At 64.9% G+C, this 21,251-nt stretch carries 20 protein-coding genes and 1 other RNA gene; 8 read left to right on the top strand and 13 right to left on the bottom strand.

Annotated elements, in window-relative coordinates:
• Window positions 1-58: 58 nt before the first annotated feature.
• Together argA and argE are read right to left on the bottom strand one after the other, a co-directional pair.
• Window positions 59-1,357, bottom strand: coding sequence for an amino-acid N-acetyltransferase (argA, locus tag ACKLLE_RS09775; RefSeq protein ID WP_064301123.1), 1,299 nt, complete (start codon window positions 1,355-1,357; stop codon window positions 59-61).
• A gap of 113 nt (window positions 1,358-1,470) precedes the next feature.
• Window positions 1,471-2,628, bottom strand: a complete 1,158-nt coding sequence (gene argE / locus ACKLLE_RS09770) for an acetylornithine deacetylase (RefSeq protein WP_420057781.1) — start codon at window positions 2,626-2,628, stop codon at window positions 1,471-1,473.
• Between the two features lie 125 nt (window positions 2,629-2,753).
• On the opposite strand from argE, the gene ACKLLE_RS09765 reads away from it, so the two are divergent.
• Entirely contained in the window at window positions 2,754-4,124 is a 1,371-nt protein-coding gene (locus tag ACKLLE_RS09765) for a CYTH domain-containing protein (RefSeq protein ID WP_420057780.1), read from the top strand.
• Window positions 4,125-4,169: 45 nt separating this feature from the next.
• Here the strand turns inward: ACKLLE_RS09765 and ACKLLE_RS09760 are convergent, their stop codons facing one another.
• A complete protein-coding gene (locus tag ACKLLE_RS09760; RefSeq protein WP_009395606.1) occupies window positions 4,170-4,640 on the bottom strand; it encodes an Lrp/AsnC family transcriptional regulator in 471 nt (156 codons plus the stop codon).
• 126 nt (window positions 4,641-4,766) lie between these two features.
• On the opposite strand from ACKLLE_RS09760, the gene ACKLLE_RS09755 reads away from it, so the two are divergent.
• The gene (locus ACKLLE_RS09755; protein ID WP_420057778.1) at window positions 4,767-5,123 is read left to right on the top strand and encodes a hypothetical protein; all 357 of its coding nucleotides are present in this window, start codon (window positions 4,767-4,769) and stop codon (window positions 5,121-5,123) included.
• 63 nt (window positions 5,124-5,186) lie between these two features.
• Window positions 5,187-6,842: a GspE/PulE family protein gene (locus ACKLLE_RS09750; protein ID WP_420057777.1), complete on the top strand. Its 1,656-nt coding sequence runs from the start codon at window positions 5,187-5,189 to the stop codon at window positions 6,840-6,842.
• 123 nt (window positions 6,843-6,965) lie between these two features.
• On the opposite strand, the gene gcvP is transcribed toward ACKLLE_RS09750, so the two are convergent.
• The 9 genes from gcvP to ACKLLE_RS09705 form a co-directional block, all read right to left on the bottom strand.
• On the bottom strand, window positions 6,966-9,839 hold the full coding sequence (gcvP, locus tag ACKLLE_RS09745; RefSeq protein WP_420057776.1) for an aminomethyl-transferring glycine dehydrogenase: 2,874 nt from the start codon (window positions 9,837-9,839) through the stop codon (window positions 6,966-6,968).
• A gap of 116 nt (window positions 9,840-9,955) precedes the next feature.
• Window positions 9,956-10,339, bottom strand: coding sequence for a glycine cleavage system protein GcvH (gcvH, locus tag ACKLLE_RS09740; RefSeq protein ID WP_420057775.1), 384 nt, complete (start codon window positions 10,337-10,339; stop codon window positions 9,956-9,958).
• Between the two features lie 48 nt (window positions 10,340-10,387).
• A complete protein-coding gene (gene gcvT, locus ACKLLE_RS09735; protein ID WP_420057774.1) occupies window positions 10,388-11,470 on the bottom strand; it encodes a glycine cleavage system aminomethyltransferase GcvT in 1,083 nt (360 codons plus the stop codon).
• A gap of 120 nt (window positions 11,471-11,590) precedes the next feature.
• Window positions 11,591-13,153: an ABC transporter permease gene (locus ACKLLE_RS09730; RefSeq protein ID WP_420057869.1), complete on the bottom strand. Its 1,563-nt coding sequence runs from the start codon at window positions 13,151-13,153 to the stop codon at window positions 11,591-11,593.
• Window positions 13,154-13,391: 238 nt separating this feature from the next.
• Window positions 13,392-14,393: an extracellular solute-binding protein gene (locus ACKLLE_RS09725; protein WP_420057773.1), complete on the bottom strand. Its 1,002-nt coding sequence runs from the start codon at window positions 14,391-14,393 to the stop codon at window positions 13,392-13,394.
• A gap of 105 nt (window positions 14,394-14,498) precedes the next feature.
• Window positions 14,499-15,716: a 2-octaprenyl-3-methyl-6-methoxy-1,4-benzoquinol hydroxylase gene (locus tag ACKLLE_RS09720; protein ID WP_167654015.1), complete on the bottom strand. Its 1,218-nt coding sequence runs from the start codon at window positions 15,714-15,716 to the stop codon at window positions 14,499-14,501.
• 41 nt (window positions 15,717-15,757) lie between these two features.
• On the bottom strand, window positions 15,758-16,957 hold the full coding sequence (gene ubiH, locus ACKLLE_RS09715; protein ID WP_064301112.1) for a 2-octaprenyl-6-methoxyphenyl hydroxylase: 1,200 nt from the start codon (window positions 16,955-16,957) through the stop codon (window positions 15,758-15,760).
• On the bottom strand, window positions 16,954-18,294 hold the full coding sequence (gene pepP, locus ACKLLE_RS09710; protein WP_009395625.1) for a Xaa-Pro aminopeptidase: 1,341 nt from the start codon (window positions 18,292-18,294) through the stop codon (window positions 16,954-16,956). Before pepP ends, ubiH begins: the two co-directional genes overlap by 4 nt.
• A 19-nt stretch (window positions 18,295-18,313) precedes the next feature.
• The gene (locus ACKLLE_RS09705) at window positions 18,314-18,868 is read right to left on the bottom strand and encodes a YecA/YgfB family protein (protein ID WP_279898751.1); all 555 of its coding nucleotides are present in this window, start codon (window positions 18,866-18,868) and stop codon (window positions 18,314-18,316) included.
• Window positions 18,869-19,019: 151 nt separating this feature from the next.
• Here ACKLLE_RS09705 and ACKLLE_RS09700 point away from each other — a divergent pair, with 151 nt between their 5' ends.
• The 4 genes from ACKLLE_RS09700 to ACKLLE_RS09685 all read left to right on the top strand — a co-directional run bounded on the left by ACKLLE_RS09700 (window position 19,020) and on the right by ACKLLE_RS09685 (window position 20,407).
• Window positions 19,020-19,229 carry a TIGR02449 family protein gene (locus tag ACKLLE_RS09700; RefSeq protein WP_009395629.1) on the top strand — a complete coding sequence of 70 codons (210 nt, stop codon included), beginning with the start codon at window positions 19,020-19,022 and terminating at the stop codon, window positions 19,227-19,229.
• Window positions 19,226-19,543, top strand: a complete 318-nt coding sequence (locus ACKLLE_RS09695) for a cell division protein ZapA (RefSeq protein ID WP_009395631.1) — start codon at window positions 19,226-19,228, stop codon at window positions 19,541-19,543. The genes ACKLLE_RS09700 and ACKLLE_RS09695 overlap by 4 nt, the downstream gene beginning before the upstream one ends.
• Window positions 19,544-19,562: 19 nt before the next feature.
• Window positions 19,563-19,740, top strand: a non-coding RNA gene (gene ssrS / locus ACKLLE_RS09690) — 6S RNA.
• Window positions 19,741-19,801: 61 nt separating this feature from the next.
• Entirely contained in the window at window positions 19,802-20,407 is a 606-nt protein-coding gene (locus ACKLLE_RS09685; protein ID WP_009395633.1) for a 5-formyltetrahydrofolate cyclo-ligase, read from the top strand.
• Between the two features lies 1 nt (window position 20,408).
• Here ACKLLE_RS09685 and ACKLLE_RS09680 read toward each other — a convergent pair whose 3' ends face one another.
• Window positions 20,409-20,567 carry a hypothetical protein gene (locus tag ACKLLE_RS09680; protein ID WP_009395635.1) on the bottom strand — a complete coding sequence of 53 codons (159 nt, stop codon included), beginning with the start codon at window positions 20,565-20,567 and terminating at the stop codon, window positions 20,409-20,411.
• A gap of 188 nt (window positions 20,568-20,755) precedes the next feature.
• Here ACKLLE_RS09680 and ACKLLE_RS09675 point away from each other — a divergent pair, with 188 nt between their 5' ends.
• Entirely contained in the window at window positions 20,756-21,205 is a 450-nt protein-coding gene (locus tag ACKLLE_RS09675) for an EVE domain-containing protein (protein ID WP_420057772.1), read from the top strand.
• The last annotated feature ends 46 nt before the right edge of the window (window positions 21,206-21,251 follow it).

The following is a 21,251-nucleotide window of genomic DNA, read 5'->3' as shown; positions in this document are numbered from 1 at the left end:
CAATCGCGGGTAACTCGGAGCGCCGAACCGCCGCTCCCATAGGGGCCGCGGTGCTTTTCTAGAGGGCTTTTTCGAAGATCTTCGAGTTCCGCTGGTAGTTGTACAGCGAAGCCCGCGCCGCCGGCAGCCTTTCAACCCCGCTCGGCACGAATCCGCGCTCCCTGAACCAGTGCGCCGTCCGGGTCGTCAGGACGAACAGCGTCTTCAACCCCAGCGCCCGCGCCCGTTCCTCGATCCGCTCCAGCAGGTCATCGCCGCGCCCGCCATGGCGATACTCCGGATTGACCGCCAGGCATGCCAGCTCGCCCGCATCGGAATCGGCGATCGGGTACAGCGCCGCACAGGCAATGATGTTGCTTTCGCGCTCCACCACGCTGAACTGCTCGATCTCGCGTTCCAGCACCTCGCGCGAGCGTCGCACCAGAATGCCCTGCTCTTCCAGCGGGCTGATCAGCTCCAGCAGGCCACCGACATCCTCGATCGCCGCTTCGCGCACCACCTCGAACTGCTCCTGGGCGACCAGCGTACCGCCACCGCCACGGGTGAACAGCTCGTTGAGCAGCGCGCCGTTCTCCACATAGCTGACGATATGACTGCGCGCCACTCCACCCCGGCAGGCCTCGGCCGCCGCGTCCAGCAGCTCGGCCTGGTAATCATTGCCAAGACGCTCAAGGTGCGGCGCCACCTGTTGCGGACGAATCTCCTTCACCAGCTTGCCGGAAGCATCCAGCAGCCCAGGCTCGGCGCCGAACAGCAGCAGCTTGTCGGCACCCAGCTCGATGGCCGCCCGGGTAGCGACGTCTTCGCAGGCGAGGTTGAAGATCTCGCCGGTCGGCGAATAGCCCAGCGGCGACAGCAGGACAATGGAACGCTCGTCCAGCAGCCGGCCAATGCCCTTGCGGTCGACCCGGCGTACTTCGCCCGTATGGTGATAGTCGACACCCTCGACCACGCCGATAGGCCGCGCCGTCACCAGGTTGCCCGAGGCAACGCGCAGGCGCGCGCCCTGCATTGGCGAAGCGGCCATGTCCATCGACAGGCGAGCCTCGATGGCGATACGCAACTGCCCGACCGCATCGATCACGCATTCCAGCGTGGCGGCATCGGTGATGCGCAGGCCGTGGTGGTAGTGCGCGCTCAAGCCGCGAGCAGCCAGGCGGCTTTCGATTTGCGGGCGGGAGCCATGCACCAGCACGAGGCGAACCCCGAGGCTGTGCAGCAGCACCAGATCGTGGACGATATTGCCGAAGTTGGGGTGTTCGACCCCGTCTCCCGGGAGCATGACCACGAAGGTGCAGTCCCGGTGGGCATTGATGTAGGGAGAAGCGTGACGCAGCCAGTTGACGTATTCGGGCATGACCTGAGCCTGTAGAAAGTGAAACAAGGACGGAACGGCACACAGCGCTCGAGGGTTATCGTCGCAGCAGGCAAGACGTCACACGCGTTCTCCTCTGGAAAGAATGGCCGGGCTCAGCGGGCGATGGCCGGGCTGAGACAGTAATGTTCGATCAGTCCACGCAACAGACGCACTGTAGGCTCCAGGCGTGACAGTTCAAGGTACTCGCCGGGCTGGTGGGCACAGGCGATATCACCAGGGCCAAGAACCAGGGTCTCGCAGCCCAGGCGCTGAAGATAAGGCGCTTCGGTGCCAAAGGCTACCGCTTCGGCAACATGGCCGGTAAGACGTTCGGCCAGTTGCACCAGTTCGGCATCGGCGCTCTGCTCGAAGGGCGGCACTTCGGGGAACAGCGGCGCATAGTCGATCTTCACCTGGTGCTGCTCGGCCAGCGGCGCCAGCTTGCCGCGAATCGCCGCGCGCAGCACCTGCGGGTCCATGCCCGGCAGCGGGCGCAGGTCGAACTCCAGGGCGCACTGGCCGCAGATCCGATTGGGGTTGTCGCCGCCATGGATGCAGCCGAAGTTCATGGTCGGCTGCGGCACGCTGAACTGGGCGTTGTTGTACTCGCGCTGCCATTGCCGGCGCAGGTCCATCAACGCCCCCATCACCTGGTGCATGGCCTCCATCGCGCTGTGGCCGAGGGACGGGTCCGATGAGTGACCGCTGCGCCCAAGGATATCGATGCGCTCCATCATCACGCCCTTGTGCAGGCGGATCGGCTTCAGCCCGGTCGGCTCGCCGATCACCGCGGCACGGCCCAGCGGCCGCCCGGCCTCGGCCAGGGCGCGGGCACCGGACATGGAACTTTCCTCGTCACAGGTGGCCAGGATCAGCAGCGGCTGCCTGAACGGCTGGTCCAGCAACGGCCGCACCGCCTCGATGATCAACGGGAAGAAACCCTTCATGTCGCACACGCCCAGGCCGATCCAGCGGTCGCCGTCCTCGCTGAGCTTGAGCGGATCGGTTTTCCACAACTGCGGGTCGTACGGCACGGTGTCGCTGTGCCCGGCCAGGACCAGACCGCCAGGGCCGCTGCCGAAGCTGGCGAGCAGGTTGAACTTGCCCGGGGTGACTTGCTGGATCTCGCAGGAGAAACCCAGGTCGCCGAGCCAGGTGGCGAGCTGGTCGATCACCGCACGGTTGGACTGGTCAAGGTCGGGCTGGGTACAACTGACCGAAGGCGCGGCGATCAACGCGGCGAACTGGTCCTTGAGCGATGGCAACGGCATGCGCGTTCTCCTGGAAACGGCCCCCATCATAGGGCCATCGGGCTGCATGAATAAACCGTGGGCTGTCGAGTCCTGTACACTGCACGGCCAAGACGTACCCGCCCTTCCAGCCTGGTTACCCGGCAATGAATAAAGAAACCGAAATCAAACTGCGCATCAGCCGCGAAACCCTCGCCGCGCTGCGCGAACATCCGCTGCTGAAAAAGCGCAACAAGTCCGGCTGGCAGCAGCGCGAACTGCTCAACCAGTACTTCGACACCCCGGAGCGCGATTTGTCCGCCGCCAGGGTCGCCCTGCGCCTGCGCCGCGATGGCGATGTGGTGATCCAGACCCTGAAGACCCGCGGCAACAGCGTCGCCGGCCTGTCCGAGCGCAACGAGTTCCAATGGGAGCTGCCCAAGGCCAAGCTGGACCTGAAGAAACTCGACGATACCTGCTGGCCCGAGTCCCTGGCCGGGCTGGACAAGAAAACCATCAAGCCGCTGTTCACCACCGATTTCGTGCGCGAGTTCGCCGATATCGCCTGGGGCCGCGGCAAGTCCAAGGTGGTCATCGAAGCCGCCCTCGACCTCGGCACCGTCAGCGCCGGCAAGCAGAGGGAAGAAATCTGCGAACTGGAACTGGAACTGCGTGAAGGCGAGCCGGAAGCCCTGCTGGAGCTGGCCGCCGAACTGGCCGCGAGCCTGCCGCTGTTCCCTTGCGATATCAGCAAGGCCGAGCGCGGCTACCGTCTGCTCGATCCGTCCAGCTACCAGGTCAACCTGCCGGCGCCCGAGCTGGATCCGGAAATGTCGCTGGACGACGCCTTCTCTGCCCTCGCCTGGCACCTGCTCGCCAGCAGCCAGCGCCTCGCCGAGCAATACCAGCACACCGGCCACTGGCGCCTGCTGCAGGACTGGGTGCAGTGCCTAGGTGAGCTCCGCGCCCTGGCCAGCAGCCTCGGCCAGGCCGCACCGCGTGCAACCACCCGTGAACTGCGCAGCCGCCTCGACGCCCTGCTGGAAGACTGGCGCACCCTGGTGCTGGCCGGCAACGACGACGAAGACGTGCGCCGTGCCGCCCCCGAGCAGTTCGCCGATGAGCTGCTCGACACGCGCTGGGGCCAGTTCTCCCTGGACACTTCGCGCTGGCTGATCGCCCGCGGCTGGACCGCCGAGCGCAACAAGCGCGGCGAGCGCCAGGGTGCCGCCGCGCTGGCCAACTGGCTGGCCGTAGAACTGGGTGACGAGGCCAAGGCCCTGCAACTGCCGCTGTACCAGCAGCAGCCGGAAGACCTGGCCGAGCAGTTGCCCCGCATCGAGCGCCTGCTGGCCTGGCTGCACTACGCGCGCGACGTATTGCTGGAAGCGCCGGAGCTGGACCGTCTGTACGGCGAGCTGAGCAAGTTGCAACAACTGGCCAACCAGCCAATCAGCGACGAAATCCTCGACGCCCGTGTCCAGCAGGCGTTCGCCGTGGCCCAGAGCCGTGGCTGGAAGCACCTGGTGCGCAAGTAAGCCGATTCCTCGCGGGCGGGCAGCTGTGCCCGCCCGCGAGGACGCTCAACGGATGACCGGCAGGCTGGTGGTGGACTTGATCTCCGACAGCGCAACGGTCGAGTTGACCTCCTGGATCCCCGGGACCATCGACAGTTTCTCGAAGAAAAACCGCTCGTACGCCTCGATGTCGGGGGTGACGATGCGCAGCAGAAAATCCACAGCGCCCATCAGCACATAACACTCCAGCACTTCCGGAAAACCGCGGATCGCTTCGGTGAACTCGGCGAAGTTGGAGCGGCCGTGCGCGTTGAGCTTCACCTCGGCGAAGATCTGCGTGTTGAGGCCGATCTTCTTGCGATCCAGCAGGGTCACCTGGGCACGGATCACCCCTTCCTCCTTCAGCCGCTGGATCCTTCTCCAGCACGGCGATTGCGACAGCCCCACCTTCTCCGCCACCTGCGCGCTGGATAGCGAGGCATCGTCCTGCAGGACGGCCAGAATGCGGCGGTCGTACGCGTCCAGATCGCTGGGCATTATTTTTCCTCGTTATCACCTGAAAACAGATTGAACAATTCGTAAAAAAGTCATTGCGCCTCATGATAGGCAAATAATCTCCGCTTCGCCGTGCAAAGATTCCTTCACCGCTATCGGAGAATTCCCATGACCGCTCTCGAACGCCCTGACCACTTCGCCTTACCCCGGAAGCAAGATGCCGACGACATCGGCGGCGAAAACAACAAGGTGCGCTACCACTATGAATTGCAGGTCGAGCCGGAGTCCGACAGCCTTTGCCGAATCCTTAACCTGTTCGCCTTGCAATGCCTGTTGCCCCATGGCGTGCAGATGCAGCAGCAGGCCGATCTGCTGCGGGTGGACATCGCCATCGATGGCCTGAGCTGGCACCGTGCCCAGTTGATCGCAGAGAAGATGCGCAACCTGATCTGTGTGTGCGAAGTCGTACTGCGCACCGCGCTGCTCAACAGCGAAAGCCGTGGAAAGATCCAGCAACGCTTCTGAAACGGCAGAGCCTCCGGCGAGGACTAGGCTTGGCAATTTCTCCATTGCACAAGGACGTCGCCAATGGATCGCCGCCTGGAGCTTTTCCCCTTGCTGGACAGCCTGGTTGCCCAGCGCCGGATCAGCAGCGAATCCCGCCAGCGTTTCAGCCACGAAACCCCGGGTGAACACCCGCTCGAAAGCATCGCCCGCGAGCGTCTGGACGACCTGCACCGTCCGGGCCACAGCCTCGACCTGGACAGCCTGTGCCAGTGGCTGGCGCAACAGGCCGGGCAACCCTTCCTGCGCCTCGATCCGCTGGGCATCGACCTGCCCGGCATGACCGGCCTGATGTCTGCGGCCTTCGCCCGCCGCCATGGGATCCTGGCAGTGGCACAGAGTGTCGACAGCGTTACCGTGGCCAGCGCCGAGCCGTGGGTCTGCTCATGGGAGGCGGACCTGGCCCGGGCACTCAAGCGCCGGGTGGTGCGGGTGGTAGCCAGCCCGCTGCGGATTCGCCAGATCAGCCAGGATTTCTTCCGCCTTGCCCGCTCGGTCAGCGGCGCCAGCCAACTGGAGGCTGCGCCCCCGGTCAGCGGCAACCTGGAGCAATTGCTGGAACTGGGCGACGGCGAGCCGGAGGCCGATGACGCGCATATCGTCAGCATCGTCGACTGGTTGCTGCAATACGCCTTCGAGCAACGCGCCAGCGATATCCATCTGGAACCGCGCCGTGACCAAGGCCGGCTGCGCCTGCGCATCGACGGCGTACTGCACGATGCCTATCCCTTCCCGCCGACGGTGACCCTGGCCATCACCAGCCGCCTGAAAAACCTCGGGCGGATGAACGTCGCGGAAAAACGCCGCCCTCAGGATGGCCGGATCAAGACCCGCAGCCCGGCCGGCGACGAGGTCGAACTGCGCCTTTCGACCCTGCCCACCACCTTTGGCGAAAAGCTGGTCATGCGTATCTTCGACCCGCAACTGCTGCGCCTGGACAACCGCGCGCTGGGCTTCGACGGCCCCGAGCTGGATCGCTGGCAACGCATGCTGCACAGGCCAAACGGCATCATCCTGGTCACCGGACCGACCGGCTCGGGCAAGACCAGCACCCTCTACAACGCGCTCAAGCAACTGGCTACGCCGGAGGTCAACGTCTGCACCCTGGAGGACCCGATAGAAATGATCGAGCCGGCGTTCAACCAGACCCAGGTGCAGCCGGGCATTGGCCTGGATTTCGCCAATGGCGTGCGCGCGTTGTTGCGACAGGATCCGGACATCATCATGGTGGGCGAGATTCGCGACCTGGAGACGGCGCAAGTCGCGATCCAGGCCGCGTTGACCGGGCATCTGGTGCTGTCGAGCCTGCATACCAACGATGCCTGCTCGGCGATCGGACGATTGCTGGAGTTGGGTGTTGCCCATTATTTGATCAAGGCGACGCTGGTGGGCGTGCTGGCGCAGCGACTGGTGCGGACCTTGTGTCCGGCGTGCAGCACAGCGCAGGGTGCGGTGGGCTGCCGGGAATGCCGGCAGACCGGCTATCGCGGGCGTACCGGCGTGTTTGAGGTGCTGGAACTGAACGAACGGCTGGGCGGGTTGATCGGGCCTGAATGCGATATCCACGCATTGAGGACGCTGGCCCGCAGCGAAGCGATGGACGGGCTGCGGGAGAATGGAATGAGGAAGGTTGCGGCCGGGGTCACGACCCAGGAGGAGATCGACCTGATATCAATTTAAAAGCGCCACGGCCCCTGTGGGAGCGGGTTCATCGGGCCGCCGAACCGCCGCGATTGCGATGGTGAATTCACTACCGCAATCGCGGGTGAACCCGCTCCCACAGGGGCCGTGGTGCCCTTACCTCTAGCGGTAATCCTCCACCGGCACACAGGCACAGAACAGGTTCCGGTCCCCATACACATTGTCCACCCGGTTCACCGCCGGCCAGTACTTGTGTGCCCGGGCGTGAGCGCTCGGCGCCACGGCCTGCTCAAGGCTGTAGGGCCTGTTCCATGTGCCCAGCACATCGGCCAAGGTATGCGGCGCACGCTTGAGCGGGTTGTCCTCCGCTGGCCAGTGACCGTTCTGCACCTCGGCGATCTCCGCGCGGATGCTCAACATAGCCTCGACGAAGCGATCCAGCTCCGCCTTTGGCTCGCTTTCGGTAGGCTCGACCATCAAGGTGCCCGGCACCGGGAACGACATGGTCGGCGCGTGGAAGCCATAGTCCATCAGGCGCTTGGCCACATCCTCCTCGCTGATGCCGGTCTGCGCCTTGAGCGGGCGCAGATCGAGGATGCATTCATGCGCGACCCGCTCGTTGCGCCCGCGATAGAGCACCGGGAACGCCCCGCCCAGGCGCTCGGCCAGGTAGTTGGCAGAAAGGATCGCCACCTCGCTGGCATCCGCCAGTTGCGGCCCCATCATGGCGATGTACATCCAGCTGATCGGCAGGATGCTCGCGCTGCCCCAAGGTGCGGCGCTGACAGCGGTGTTCTGCGGATCCGGCCCCGGCAGCGGAATCACCGGGTGGCTCGCCACAAAGGGCGCCAGGTGTGCGCGCACGCCGATCGGGCCCATGCCCGGGCCGCCACCGCCGTGGGGAATGCAGAAGGTCTTGTGCAGGTTCATGTGCGAAACATCGGCGCCGATATCCGCCGGCCGCGCCAGCCCCACCTGCGCATTGAGGTTGGCGCCGTCCATGTAGACCTGGCCGCCATGCCTGTGGATAACCTCGCAGATCTCGCTGATACCCTCTTCGTAGACGCCATGGGTCGAGGGGTAGGTGGCCATCAGGCAGGACAGCCGCTCACCCGCCTCCTTGGCCTTGAGCTTGAGGTCGTCCAGATCCACGTTGCCGGCGCTATCGCAGGCCACGATCACCACCTGCATGCCGGCCATCTGCGCCGAAGCCGGGTTGGTGCCATGGGCCGAGGCCGGGATCAGGCAGATGTCGCGCTGCCCTTGCTGGCGGCTGCGGTGGTACTTGCTGATCGCCAGCAACCCGGCGTACTCGCCCTGGGCGCCGGAGTTGGGCTGCATGCAGATGGCATCGAAACCGGTGATCGCGCAGAGCCAGCCTTCCAGTTCGTCGATCATGGCCTTGTAGCCGGTCGCCTGTTCCACCGGCGCGAAGGGATGCAACTCGGCAAAACCGGGCCAGGTGATGGGGATCATTTCGCTGCTGGCATTGAGCTTCATGGTGCAGGAGCCCAGCGGGATCATCGACTGGTTCAGTGCCAGATCCTTGTTTTCCAGTTGCTTGAGGTAGCGCAGCATCTCGGTTTCGCTGTGGTGCAGGTTGAACACCGGGTGGGTCAGGTAATCCGAGCGACGCAACAGTTCATCCGGGATACCGGCAGGCAGGTCTTCGCCGTCCAGCCCGGCGACGTCCAGGCCGTGATCGACACCGAGGAACAGGTCGAACAGGCGCAGCACCGTGCTTTCATCGCAGGTTTCGTCGAGCGCCACGCCCAGTTGACCGCGCCCGAGGATACGCAGGTTGATCCGCGCCGCCTCGGCACTCTGGATGATCGCGGTCTGGCTGCCACCGACCTCCAGGGTCAGGGTGTCGAAGAAGTGCTGGTTGAGGCGTTTGACGCCGTTACGCTCCAGCCCGGCCGCAAGGATGGTGGTCAGCCGGTGGACCCGCTGGGCAATCCGGCGCAGCCCGTCGGGTCCGTGATAGACGGCATAGAACCCGGCGATGTTGGCCAGCAGCACCTGGGCGGTGCAGATGTTCGAGTTGGCTTTCTCGCGACGGATATGCTGCTCGCGGGTCTGCAGGGCCATGCGCAATGCCAGGTTGCCGCGGGCATCCTTGGACACACCGATGATGCGCCCGGGCATGGCCCGCTTGAACTCGTCGCGACAGGCGAAATACGCCGCATGCGGCCCGCCATAACCCATGGGCACGCCGAAGCGCTGGGAAGAGCCGAGCACCACGTCGGCGCCCTGCTCGCCTGGCGGGGTCAACAGTACGAGGCTGAGCAGGTCGGCAGCCACGCAGGCGATGGCCTGCTGGCTATGCAGGTGCTGGATGGCGGGACGCAGGTCATGCACAGCGCCATGGGTGTCGGGGTACTGCAGCAAGGCGCCGAACACCTCATGCTGGTCGAGGTTGGCCAGCGAGTCGATCACCAGCTCGAAACCGAAGCCCTCGGCACGGGTCTGCAGCACCGAGAGGGTCTGTGGATGGCAGTGCTCGTCGGCGAAGAAACGGTTGCTGCGGGATTTCGTCACCCGCCTGGCCAGGGCCATGGCCTCGCCGGCGGCGGTGGCCTCATCCAGCAGCGAGGCATTGGCCAGGTCGAGGCCGGTGAGGTCGATGACCATCTGCTGATAGTTCAGCAGCGCTTCCAGGCGGCCCTGGGCGATTTCCGGCTGGTAAGGCGTGTAGGCGGTGTACCAGCCCGGGTTTTCCAGGACGTTGCGCAGAATCACCGTCGGCGTGCGGGTCGCGTGGTAGCCCATGCCGATCAGGCTGGTCCAGCGCTGATTCTGCTCGGCATACCCGCGCAGGCGCTCGAGCGCGGCCTGTTCATCCAGGGCGGGCGGCAGGTCCAGCGGGCGGTTGAAGCGGATGCCGGGCGGCACGGTCTGCTCGATCAGCTCGGTACGGCTGGCGACGCCAAGCACTTCGAGCATGGCTTGCTGCTCGGCGGCATCGGGGCCGAGATGGCGGCGCAGGAACGGATTAGGGTCGTGCAGTTGGCTAAGGGATGGCAACAGGGACATGGCAGCTCTCTCTTCCTAGGCTCTGTACGAGAAGCCTTGACCAAGCCCCGATAGGTCTCGGGGCCATTAGAGTCTAGGAAGGGATTGCCGATCGTGCGGGAAAAACTGCGGCGGGCTTACTCGCCAATGGACTTGGCGTATTCCGCGGCGCTCATCAGCTTGTCCAGTTCGGACTTGTTCGACGGCTTCAGCTTGAAGAACCAGGATTCGTAGACTTCTTCGTTGACCAGCTCCGGGCTATCGCGCACTTCATCGTTGACGGCGATGACTTCGCCGCCGACCGGCGAGTAGATATCCGAGGCCGCCTTGACCGACTCGACCACGCCGGACGCATCGCCTTGAGCGAAGACGCTGCCGACTTCAGGCAGTTCGACGAAGACCACGTCACCCAGGGCTTCCTGGGCATGGTCACTGATACCGACAGTCACGGTGCCATCGGCTTCCAGGCGGGCCCACTCGTGGCTTTCGGCGTAACGCAGGTCGGCAGGGATTTTGCTCATTGTGTTGTTCCTCAACAGGGGGTCAGCGGACGGCCCGCCGGAATTAATTTAGATCAGGATTCGGCCATGGCGAACGAAGGTCGGCTTGACCACCCTCACCGGATACCACTTGCCACGGATTTCCACTTCAGCGCGGTCCGCAGTGGCCATCGGCAGGCGTGCCAGAGCGATTGCCTTGCTCAGCGTAGGCGAGAAACTACCACTGGTGATCTCTCCTTCGCCAATTTCCGCGACTCGCACGACCTGGTGGGCGCGTAGTACACCACGCTCCTCAAGGACCAGTCCGACAAGTTTCTGGGAAACGCCTTGTGCCTTTTCGGCATCCAGCGCCGCGCGCCCGATGAAATCGCGCTCGGCAGGCTCCCAGGCGATGCTCCAGGCCAGGTTCGAGGTCAAGGGCGAATGCCCTTCGTCCATGTCGTTGCCGTACAGGTTCATGCCGGCCTCGAGACGCAGGGTATCGCGGGCGCCAAGGCCACTCGGAGCGATGCCGGCGCCGACCAGGTCGTTGAAGAAGGCCGGTGCCTGCAGTGCAGGGAGGATGATTTCCAGGCCGTCCTCACCGGTATAGCCGGTGCGGGCGATGAACCAGTCGCCTTCGAAATGGGCTTCGAAGGGCTTGAGATCGCGGATCAGGGCAGCGCGGGAGGCGCTGAGCAGTTCGGCGACCTTTTCCCGCGCCTGCGGGCCCTGGATGGCCAGGATCGCCAGCTCCGGACGCTCGCGGAACTGCACTTCGAAACCGCTGCGGCGGGATTCGAGCCAGGCCAGGTCCTTGTCGCGGGTGGCGGCGTTGACCACCAGCCGGTAGCCATCCTCGAGGCGATAGACGATCAGGTCGTCGATCACCCCGCCTTCGTCATTGAGCAGGGGGCTATAGAGGGCCTTGCCGGGCACATCGAGGCGGGCCACGTCATTGGCCAGCAGGTGCCGCAGCCAGACGCTGGCATCAAGGCCAGCGATATCGATGACGGTCATGTGCGACACGTCGAAAACCCCGCAATCGCGGCGCACCTGATGGTGTTCCTCGACCTGCGAGCCGTAATGCAGGGGCATGTCCCAACCGCCAAAATCGACCATCTTGGCGCCAAGCGCCAGGTGCAGGTCATACAGAGGCGTACGCTGTCCCATGGGTTTCTCCTTCCGGGCGTGGCGAAGCTACGGCTGAGGGCAGCGTTCCGGCTACCCGGTCGTGGACCGGCCGCAGCGAATGCCGCGCATTGTATCCGCAAGGAAGCCGGGTGACATCCGTCAGTGACTCTGACCCGGATGACGCGCGGAACGCCGTATCAGGCCGATGACCGGCAGCAGGCCGACCAGCACCAGGGTCAGGGCCGGCAGCGAGGCCCGCGCCCACTCGCCTTCGCTGGTCATTTCGAATACCCGCACCGCCAGGGTGTCCCAGCCGAACGGACGCATCAGCAGGGTCGCCGGCATTTCCTTGAGCACATCGACGAAGACCAGCAAGGCTGCGCTGAGGGCGCCTGGCACCAGCAAGGGGAGATACACCTTGAAAAACAATACCGGCCCACTGACACCCAGGCTGCGTGCTGCTTCCGGCAGCGAGGGACGGATGCGGCCCAGGCTGTTTTCCAGCGGCCCGTAGGCCACGGCGATGAAGCGCACCAGGTAGGCCAGCAACAAGGCCGAGAGACTGCCCAGCAACAAGGGCTTGCCCGCCCCGCCGAGCCAGCCGGACAGCGGGATCACCAGCTCGCGGTCGAGGTAACTGAATGCCAGCATGATCGCCACCGCCAGCACCGAGCCGGGCAATGCATAACCCAGGTTGGCCAGGCTGACCCCGGCACGGATCGCCGGGGCCGAGGACTGACGGCGGGCGAAGGCCAGGACCAGGGCAATGCACACGGTGATCAGCGCCGCCGCCGCACCCAGGTAGAGGGTGTGCAGGATCAACGCGGTATAGCGCTCATCGAGGTCGAAGCGGCCACGCTGCCAGAACCAGGCCAGCAGTTGCAGCATCGGCACGACGAAGGCGCAGGCGAACACCAGCAGGCACCAGGCGCTGGCGGCAGCGGCCTTGATACCGCGCAGGTGATACAGCGCCTTGCCCCGCGGTCGTTCGTTGCTGCTGCGCACGGCGCCACGGGCACGCCGTTCGCCGTAAAGCACCAGCATCACCGCGAGCAGCAGCAGGCTGGCCAGTTGTGCCGCGCTGGATAGGCTGAAGAAGCCATACCAGGTCTTGTAGATGGCGGTGGTGAAGGTGTCGAAATTGAACACCGAAACGGCACCGAAATCCGCCAGGGTTTCCATCAGCGCCAGGGCAAGGCCAGCCAGGATCGCCGGGCGCGCCATCGGCAGGCCAACGCGCCAGAACGCCTGCAACGGCGATTGCCCCAGCACCCGTGCGGCCTCCATCAGGCCCTTGCCCTGGGCCAGGAAGGCATTGCGCGCGAGCAGGTAGACGTAGGGATAGAACACCAGCACCAGCACGACGATCACCCCGCCGGTGGAACGCACCCGCGGCAAACGCATCGGCCCGAACCACTCGCGCAGCAGGGTCTGTACCGGTCCGGAGAAGTCCAGCAGGCCGACGAAGACGAACGCCAGCACATAGGCGGGAATGGCGAAGGGCAGCATCAGTGCCCAGTCCAGCCAGCGCCGTCCTGGAAACTCGCAGAGGCTGGTGAGCCAGGCGAGGCTGACGCCCAGCACGGTGACGCCAATGCCGACGCCCACCACCAGGGTCAGGGTATTGCCCAGCAGGCGGCTCATCTGGGTATCGAGCAGGTGCGACCAGATCTGCAGGTCGATGCTCTGCCACGACAACACGAGCACGCTCAGGGGCAGCATCACCAGCGCAGCGATGGCGAAGACCAGAGGGTACCAGCGGCGTTGGTCGGGGCGGGACAAGGGGTAGTCTCTGAGTGTCAGGCGGGTAAAGATAGGTAAAACAGCGCGGACCCTGTGGGAGCGGGTTTACCCGCGATTGCGATGGTGAACCCACCACCGTCATCGCGGGTGAATCGGAGCGCCGAACCGCCGCTCCCACAGGGTCCGCGTCGTTCTTTCAAAGGATAAAGGCTGAGCCTCAGTTCCAGCCAGCCCGGTCCATCAAGCGAATCGCCTCGGCCTGGCGCTTGCCCGCCACTTCCACCGGCAGGTCATCGGCCTTGAAGCTGCCCCAGGCCGCCACTTCCTCGGACGGAGCGACTTTCGGGTTGGCCGGGAATTCCTGGTTGATGCCGGCGAACATCTTCTGCGCTTCCTCGCCAGTCATCCACTCCACCAGCTTCTTTGCCGCTTCCGGGTGCGGCGCATGCTTGGTCAGGCCGATGCCGGACAGGTTGACGTGCACGCCACGGTCCCCCTGGTTGGGCCAGAACAGCTTGACCGGCAGTTTCGGGTCGGCCTGGTGCAGGCGGCCGTAGTAGTAGGTGTTGACGATGCCCACGTCGCACTGGCCGGCGGCAATGGCGTTGATCACCGCGTTGTCGTCGGAGAACACGTCGGTGGACAGGTTGTTGACCCAGCCCTTGACCAGCTCTTCGGTCCTGGCCTCACCATGGGTCTCGATCATGGTGGCGGTCAGCGACTGGTTGTAGACCTTCTTCGCCGTGCGCAGGCACAGGCGGCCTTCCCATTGCTTGTCAGCCAGCGCTTCGTAGGTGGTCAGTTCGCCCGGCTTGACTCGCTCGGTGGAGTAGACGATGGTCCGCGCGCGCAGGCTCAGGCCGGTCCATTCATGGGAAGACGCGCGGTACTTCTGTGGAATGTTGGCATCGATCACATCGGACTTGATCGGCTGCAGGATGCCCATCTGCTCGGCCTGCCAGAGGTTGCCGGCATCGACGGTGAGCAGCAGGTCGGCCACGCCGTTCTCGCCCTCGGCCTTGATCCGCTGCATCAGCGGGGCTTCCTTGTCGGTGATGAACTTGATCTTCACCCCGGTCTTGGCGGTGTAGGCATCGAATACCGGCTTGATCAGCTCATCGATGCGCGAGGAGTACACCACCACTTCGTCCGCCGCCTGGGCAACCCCGCCGAACAGGGTGAGGGTCAGGGCGGCCAGTAAATGCTTGCGTGGCGACATCGGTTGCGCTCCTCGGTAGCGGAATGAGGCGCAAATGGTAGTTAATGTCATTTGCCATCACAAACCCAAGGCCAGACCGAGGAGTTACCAGATGTTGCGAAGGCGTCAGGCCCTGGCCAGGTCCGGCAGGTCACCGCTCAGGCCCAGGGCCTGACGGACGAACACGGCCTTGGCTTCAGGCATCTGCTCGACCCATTTCAGTCCGCTGTTGCGCAGCCAGCGCAGCGGCAGCGGGTCAGCCTGGAACAGGCGCTCGAAACCTTCCATCGCGGCCATCAGCGCAAGGTTGTGCGGCATGCGCCTGCGCTCGAAACGGCCCAGCACGCGGACATCGGCCAGGCGTTCGCCGCGCTCATGGGCGTGCTGCAACACCTCGGCGAGCACCGCAGCATCGAGGAAGCCCAGGTTGACGCCCTGGCCCGCCAGCGGATGGATGGTGTGGGCGGCATCACCGATCAACGCCAGGCCTTCGGCAACATAGCGCTTGGCGTGGCGCTGGCGCAGCGGCACGCACAGCCTTGGATCGGCATGCAGCACCGAGCCCAGCCGGCCTTCGAAGGCCCTTTCCAGCTCGGTGCAGAACTCGCCGTCCGGCAGCGCCATCAGGCGCGCGGATTGCTCCGGCGTGGTCGACCAGACGATCGAGCACCAGTCCTGCCGGCCGTCGCGCAGCAGCGGCAGGAAGGCCAGCGGCCCTTCATCGGTGAAACGCTGCCAGGCCGTGGCCTGGTGCGGCTTGTCGCACTGCACGCTGGTAACGATGGCGTGGTGCAGATAGTCCCATTCACGGGTTTCGCAGCCGGTGAGGCGGCGCACGGCGGAGTTGGCACCATCGGCGGCGATCACCAGCGGCGCTCGCAGGTTGCGGCCATCGGCGAGGGTCAGCAGCCACTCGTCACCGGAGCGGCGCATGCGCTCCAGGCGAGCGTTGGGCAGCAGGCCGATTTCGCTGTCGTGCAGGCGCTCCAGCAGACCGTCCTGGACCACCCGGTTCTCGACGATATGCCCGAGCACCTCGGCATGCACGCTGGCCGCCGAGAAGTGGATCTGCCCGGTGCCGCTACCGTCCCAGACGTGCATGTCGGAATACGGGCTCAGGCGCCGCCCGCTGATGCCCTGCCAGGCGCCGAGGCGTTCGAGGATGCGCTGGCTGGCGGCCGACAGGGCGCTGACCCGCGGCTCGAAAGGTGCTTCGTCATCGAAGCGCTGCACCGACAGCGGACTGCCATCGATCAGGAGGATTTCCAGGCCGCTGTGCTGCAACGCCAGGGCCAGGGCGCTGCCGACCATACCGGCACCGACAATCAACAGATCCGCGCGCATGTCCATGCTTCAAGCCTGTTCCGGGTAATAGAAAGAGAGGGTCATGCCTTGCCCTGAAGATCAGGACGGGTGCCCAGGCCCATGGCCTGGCGGGCGAACCAGCGCTTGGCCGGCGGCAGCAGGTCGAGGCCGAGCAGGCCCAGGTTGCGTCCGGTGGCGACCAATGGCTGGGCAGTACCGAACAGCCGGGTGACCTTGTCGGAAAAGCCGACGGTCAGGTCCTGGTCCAGGCGCTGGCGCTCGCGGTAGGCATTCAGGGTAGCGAAATCACCCGGCGTGTCCGGGCCGGCGAGCAGTCCATCGGCCAGCGACTGCACATCGCGCAGCGACAGGTTGAAGCCCTGCCCGGCAATCGGATGCAGGCTGTGGGCAGCGTTGCCGAGCACCACAAGGTGTGGACGGACCTGCTCCTGCGCCTCGATCAGCGCCAGCGGATACAGGTGCCGGGCCCCGACCTGGCGCAAGGCGCCGAGGCGATAACCGAAGACGCCCTGCAGCTCATCGAGGAAGCTGCGTTCGTCCAGTTCGGCCAGGCGCCTGGCGTCCATCCCGGCGCGGGTCCAGACCAGCGCGCAACGGTTTTCCGGCAGCGGCAGCAGGGCCATCGGGCCGTCATCGGTGAAGCGCTCGAAGGCCTGGCCGCAGTGGGCTTCGCCCGGAGTGATATTGGCGATCAGCGCGCTCTGGTGGTACGGGCGCTGGTTGACGTGGATTCCCAGTTGCTCGCGCAGGCCGGAGCGGCCGCCATCGGCGAGCACCGCCAGGTCACAATCGACCTGGGTTTCGTCATTCAGGGAAAGACGATAGCCGTCGCCGAGGGGCTGCATGGCAGTGACTTCCGCCGGGCAGCGCCAGCTCACCACTTCGCTATCGAGGCCCTGCCACAGGCATTGGCCGAGCCAGGCGTTCTCCACCACGTAGCCCAGCGCCGGCACGCCTTCTTCGATGGCATCGAGGCGGGTCGCGCCAAAGCGCCCGCGATCGGACACCTGGATCTGCCGGATCGGCTCGGCACGCCGGGAGATGCCCTGCCACAGGCCCAGGCGCTCGTAGATCTGCCGGGTGCCGAACGACAGCGCCGAAGAACGCGCGTCATAGCTGGGCTGGAAACTGTCGCCCGGGGCGAAGGGCTCGATCAGCAGGATCTTCCAGCCACGGGCCCGGGCACCGGCCTGCAGGGCCAGGGCGAGGCTGGCACCGACCAGGCCACCGCCGATGATCGCCAGACTGAACCTGCTCATGCGACCTGGCTTCGTGCAGCGGCCATCAAGGCTTCGATTTCGGCGACCGTCTTCGGCACGCCGGAGGTCAGGATTTCACAGCCGGTCCTGGTTACCACTACGTCATCCTCGATTCGGACACCGATGCCGCGCCATTTCTTCGCGACATTCGGGTTGTCCGCAGCAATGTAGATACCCGGTTCGACCGTCAGGGCCATGCCGGGTTCGAGCACGCGCCACTGGCCGCCGACCTTGTATTCGCCGACATCATGTACATCCATGCCCAGCCAGTGTCCGGCGCGGTGCATGTAGAAGGCCCGGTAGGCCTCGGTTTCGATCAGTTCGTCGACCGCGCCCTTGAGCAGGCCCAGCTCGACCAGGCCTGCGGTAATCACCCGAACGGTCGCCTCGTGGGCCTGGTTCCAGTGCTTCCCGGGGGCGATTTCGGCAAAGGCCGCTTCCTGCGACCTGAGCACCAGCTCGTAGATCGCCTTCTGCTCTGCCGAGAACACGCCGCTGACCGGGAAGGTGCGGGTGATGTCGCTGGCGTAGCAGTCGATCTCGCAACCGGCATCGATCAGCACCAGGTCGCCGTCCTTCAGGGGCGCATCGTTTTCCTGGTAGTGGAGGATGCAACCGTTGCGCCCGGCAGCGACGATGGAGCCATAGGCCGCCATCTTCGCCCCGCCCTTGCGGAACTCGTAGTCCAGCTCGGCTTCGAGGCTGTATTCGTGCAGGCCGGCGCGGCAGGCTTGCATGGCGCGAACGTGGGCCCGAGCGGAAATCGCTGCGGCCTCGCGCATGACCTTCACTTCCGCCGCCGATTTATACAGGCGCATGTCGTGCAGCAGATGATCCAGGGCAACGAATTCGTTCGGCGGCTGCGCGCCCATGCGTGCCTTGGAACGGATCACGTTGATCCACTCCATCAGCCGACGGTCGAACTCGGCGTTGCTGCCCATGGCCGAGTAGACCCGGTCGCGGCCTTCGATCAGGCCGGGGAGAATGTCGTCGATATCGCTGATGGGGAAGGCGTCGTCGGCACCGAAGTCGCGGATCGCGCCTTCCTGGCCGGCGCGCAGGCCGTCCCACTGCTCCCGCTCGGCATTGCGCTCGCGGCAGAACAGCACGTATTCGCCGTGCTCCCGCCCGGGGATCAGCGCGATCACCGCTTCCGGCTCGGGGAAGCCGCTGAGGTACTGGAAATCGCTGTCCTGGCGGTAAAGGTATTCGACGTCACGGTTGCGAATGGCAACCGCGGCCGCCGGCAGGATGGCGATGCTGTTGGGTTCCATCTGCGCCATCAGCGCCTTGCGGCGCCGGGCGTATTCCGCTTTCGGGATATGGGTGACTGCCACGGGGAACCCCTGTTCGGCCTCAGTGCAAGGAAGGTTTGGCGGCGGCGGCGACCGGCTTGGCCAGCTCCGTGTAGAGCAGCAGCGGCGCGACACGCAGGTATTCCATTACTTCCATATAGTCGCTTTCGCCGTCGTCGGACTCTTCCAGGGCGTCCTGGACTTGCGAAATGGCGGTGAGGTCCTGCAGCACTTCCCTGGCTTCGTCGCTCAGGTCCTTGCCGCCGGCATTCAGGCCGAAACCGGCAAGGAAGCCCTGGCACCACTGGCCAAGGGCGCCTGCACGTTCGCTCAGTGGCTGCTCGTCGCCGGGCAGGAGCAGGACGATGGTGATGTCTTCGCCGGTCAGTTCGCCCTTGACCATCTCCTGGAGACCGATCAAAGCGTTGCGAACGTTGTCTACCGGTTCGGTTTCCAGCAGGTGGGCCGCATCGGCCAGCCAGGCGTCGGCATCGAAGCCGGCACCGGCGCAGCTGCGGCCGAGCAGCAGGCCATGCAGCTCGGCGGGGGAAACGGGGTGGCCGTTGCTGCTGAGCAGGCTGGCGAAGGCGGTGTACGGCGATTGGGTATTGGACATGGCAACTAGGCGCCAGACGGCGCAATGACTAGAATGAAGGCCTTGTATCCTAGCACCGGCAGGCGCGCCAAGACCATCGAAGCGGGTAAACCCGGCCAGTGGCGGACGTGGGTACGAAGCGGTCACGGCCAGACGAATCGAGTGGCGAGCAATGCAAGAAGACGAGCTGCAAACGCTGAAGAGCCGTCTCGAACTGCTGATCGAGCGGGTCGAGCAACTAAAACGGCAAAACGCACTCCTATCCGTGCAGGAGAAGTCCTGGCGCGAGGAGCGCGCCCACCTCATCGAAAAAAACGAAATCGCGCGACAGAAAGTCGAATCGATGATTTCGCGGCTCAAGGCCCTGGAGCAAGACTCATGAGTTCACCGAACAATGTCACCGTGCAGATACTCGACAAAGAGTATTCGATCATCTGTCCGCCGGAAGAGCGCAGCAACCTGATCAGTGCCGCCCGCTACCTCGACGGCAAGATGCGCGAGATCCGCAGCAGCGGCAAAGTCATCGGCGCCGACCGCATCGCGGTGATGGCCGCGTTGAACATCACCCACGACCTGCTGCACAACCAGGAGCGTCCCGACGCCCAGAGCGGCGGTGCCACCCGCGAGCAGGTGCGCGAGCTGCTGGACCGCGTGGATCAAGCCCTGGCCGACGACTCGGATACAAAAAGCAACTAACTTTCTGTATACTCCGCCCCACTCCCTGGAGTGCTTGCCAGTCGGTCATGTCCCTGAGCCGATACGCACAACCACGGGGGTTGCACGTGGGGCCGGTGTGCATGTCCGCTTGACGGAAAGCCTTAACGCCTCCTGCAATCTCCACCTTGAACTTTCGGGTTCAAGGGCTACACCGACAGCGGTTCGTCGGGGAGCCTGCTTCCTTTGCCTGCGCACCTTACTTCCTCCGCGCAGGCATGCCTAGGGATCGCCCGTGCCATGACCGACACCGCGTCGCTGACCCGCCCCCAACTTCGCCGCCTGCTTCGCAATGCCCGCCGTGCCCTGACGCCGGCCGAACAACGCCGCGCCGCTCGCGGCCTGTACCGGCAACTGGCGCAGCATCCGCTGTTCCGCCGTGCCCGGCATATCGCCCTGTACCTGCCCAACGACAGCGAGATCGACCCGCGCCTGTTGCTGCGCGAGGCCCAGCGCCGTGGCAAGTGCACCTACCTGCCGGTGCTGCATGCCTGGCCGCGGACCAAGATGGCCTTCCAGCGCTTCGAGCACGGGGAAAAACTGCGCCCCAACCGCTTCCGCATTCCCGAACCGACTATCAGCCTCGCACGGCAACGCCCGGTCTGGGCGCTGGACCTGATCCTGCTGCCGCTGGTGGGGTTCGATGAACTGGGCGGGCGCCTGGGAATGGGCGGTGGCTTCTATGACCGCAGCCTGGCCTATCAGGGCCGTCGCAAGGCGTGGAAAAAACCCTTGCTGCTGGGGCTGGCACATGAATGCCAGAAAGTGGAGCGTCTGGCGCAGGCCAGTTGGGACGTTCCGCTACAGGGAACGGTATCGGACAAAGGCTGGTACCTGGCGCGCTGAATCAGCGCTGGACCTGGGCCTGGGCTTGCGCAGGAACGACCGGCATCTGGTAGGCAGCGTCGGCCTTGCGCTCCCAGAAGCTCTGGGCGTAACCGGTGGTGACCACGCCAAGACCGAACACGAAGACGAGTACCCAGAACAAATCCGGTTTGCGATTCATCGATTGCCCCCCTCAGGCAAACTCATCACGATGTCCGCAGCGGTTCTTGTTATAAGCCGTGCAGCAGCGTCAAGCTGAAAAAATTTGGCGCATTTTCCGACAACGCGCGTCTGCACGCAAACCTTGACGTCAACCAGTCGTCGGTTTGATGCAACAGGTTGTTTCAAAGCAAAACAGGTAGCGAATCCATGGCGTATTGGCTGATGAAATCCGAACCCGACGAGCTGTCCATCGAGGACCTGGCGCGTCTTGGCGAGGCACGCTGGGACGGCGTGCGCAATTACCAGGCGCGCAATTTCCTGCGCGCGATGGCGGTCGGTGACCAGTTCTTTTTCTATCATTCCAGCTGCCCCGAGCCGGGGATCGCCGGCATCGCCCGGATCAGCGCCAGCGCCTATCCGGATCCGACCGCACTGGACCCGCAGAGCCACTACCACGACGCCAAGGCCAGCGCCGAGAAAAACCCCTGGAGCGCAGTGGATGTGGCCCATGTGGAAACCTTCCGCAAGGTCCTGGGCCTTGGCTACCTCAAGCAGCAGGCCGCCCTGGCCGAGCTGCCGCTGGTGCAGAAGGGCAGTCGCCTGTCTGTGATGCCGGTCACAACGGAGCAGTGGGCGGCAATACTCAATCTTCGTTGAACGAGGTAGGATCGGGACTCATTTGACGCGAATCAACCCACCAGGG

It is taken from the genome of Pseudomonas bharatica (assembly GCF_048586865.1).
In the GTDB taxonomy this organism is placed as follows: domain Bacteria; phylum Pseudomonadota; class Gammaproteobacteria; order Pseudomonadales; family Pseudomonadaceae; genus Aquipseudomonas; species Aquipseudomonas bharatica.
The sequence above is the reverse complement of the archived record's forward strand: the minus strand, read 5'-3'. Positions and strand labels throughout refer to the sequence as shown.

What these genes read in the sequence shown, in the direction of transcription:
- ACKLLE_RS09705 (WP_279898751.1), bottom strand. Translation starts at nt 18,868, where the DNA reads ATGTCCAATACCCAATCGCCGTACACCGCCTTCGCCAGCCTGCTCAGC.
- ACKLLE_RS09680 (WP_009395635.1), bottom strand. Translation starts at nt 20,567, where the DNA reads ATGAATCGCAAACCGGATTTGTTCTGGGTACTCGTCTTCGTGTTCGGT.
- ACKLLE_RS09765 (WP_420057780.1), top strand. Translation starts at nt 2,754, where the DNA reads ATGAATAAAGAAACCGAAATCAAACTGCGCATCAGCCGCGAAACCCTC.
- ACKLLE_RS09700 (WP_009395629.1), top strand. Translation starts at nt 19,020, where the DNA reads ATGCAAGAAGACGAGCTGCAAACGCTGAAGAGCCGTCTCGAACTGCTG.
- ubiH (WP_064301112.1), bottom strand. Translation starts at nt 16,957, where the DNA reads ATGAGCAGGTTCAGTCTGGCGATCATCGGCGGTGGCCTGGTCGGTGCC.
- ACKLLE_RS09675 (WP_420057772.1), top strand. Translation starts at nt 20,756, where the DNA reads ATGGCGTATTGGCTGATGAAATCCGAACCCGACGAGCTGTCCATCGAG.
- gcvP (WP_420057776.1), bottom strand. Translation starts at nt 9,839, where the DNA reads ATGTCCCTGTTGCCATCCCTTAGCCAACTGCACGACCCTAATCCGTTC.
- gcvT (WP_420057774.1), bottom strand. Translation starts at nt 11,470, where the DNA reads ATGGGACAGCGTACGCCTCTGTATGACCTGCACCTGGCGCTTGGCGCC.
- argA (WP_064301123.1), bottom strand. Translation starts at nt 1,357, where the DNA reads ATGCCCGAATACGTCAACTGGCTGCGTCACGCTTCTCCCTACATCAAT.
- argE (WP_420057781.1), bottom strand. Translation starts at nt 2,628, where the DNA reads ATGCCGTTGCCATCGCTCAAGGACCAGTTCGCCGCGTTGATCGCCGCG.
- ACKLLE_RS09685 (WP_009395633.1), top strand. Translation starts at nt 19,802, where the DNA reads ATGACCGACACCGCGTCGCTGACCCGCCCCCAACTTCGCCGCCTGCTT.
- ACKLLE_RS09695 (WP_009395631.1), top strand. Translation starts at nt 19,226, where the DNA reads ATGAGTTCACCGAACAATGTCACCGTGCAGATACTCGACAAAGAGTAT.
- ACKLLE_RS09730 (WP_420057869.1), bottom strand. Translation starts at nt 13,153, where the DNA reads ATGCTGCCCCTGAGCGTGCTCGTGTTGTCGTGGCAGAGCATCGACCTG.
- ACKLLE_RS09720 (WP_167654015.1), bottom strand. Translation starts at nt 15,716, where the DNA reads ATGCGCGCGGATCTGTTGATTGTCGGTGCCGGTATGGTCGGCAGCGCC.
- gcvH (WP_420057775.1), bottom strand. Translation starts at nt 10,339, where the DNA reads ATGAGCAAAATCCCTGCCGACCTGCGTTACGCCGAAAGCCACGAGTGG.
- ACKLLE_RS09750 (WP_420057777.1), top strand. Translation starts at nt 5,187, where the DNA reads ATGGATCGCCGCCTGGAGCTTTTCCCCTTGCTGGACAGCCTGGTTGCC.
- ACKLLE_RS09725 (WP_420057773.1), bottom strand. Translation starts at nt 14,393, where the DNA reads ATGTCGCCACGCAAGCATTTACTGGCCGCCCTGACCCTCACCCTGTTC.
- ACKLLE_RS09760 (WP_009395606.1), bottom strand. Translation starts at nt 4,640, where the DNA reads ATGCCCAGCGATCTGGACGCGTACGACCGCCGCATTCTGGCCGTCCTG.
- ACKLLE_RS09755 (WP_420057778.1), top strand. Translation starts at nt 4,767, where the DNA reads ATGACCGCTCTCGAACGCCCTGACCACTTCGCCTTACCCCGGAAGCAA.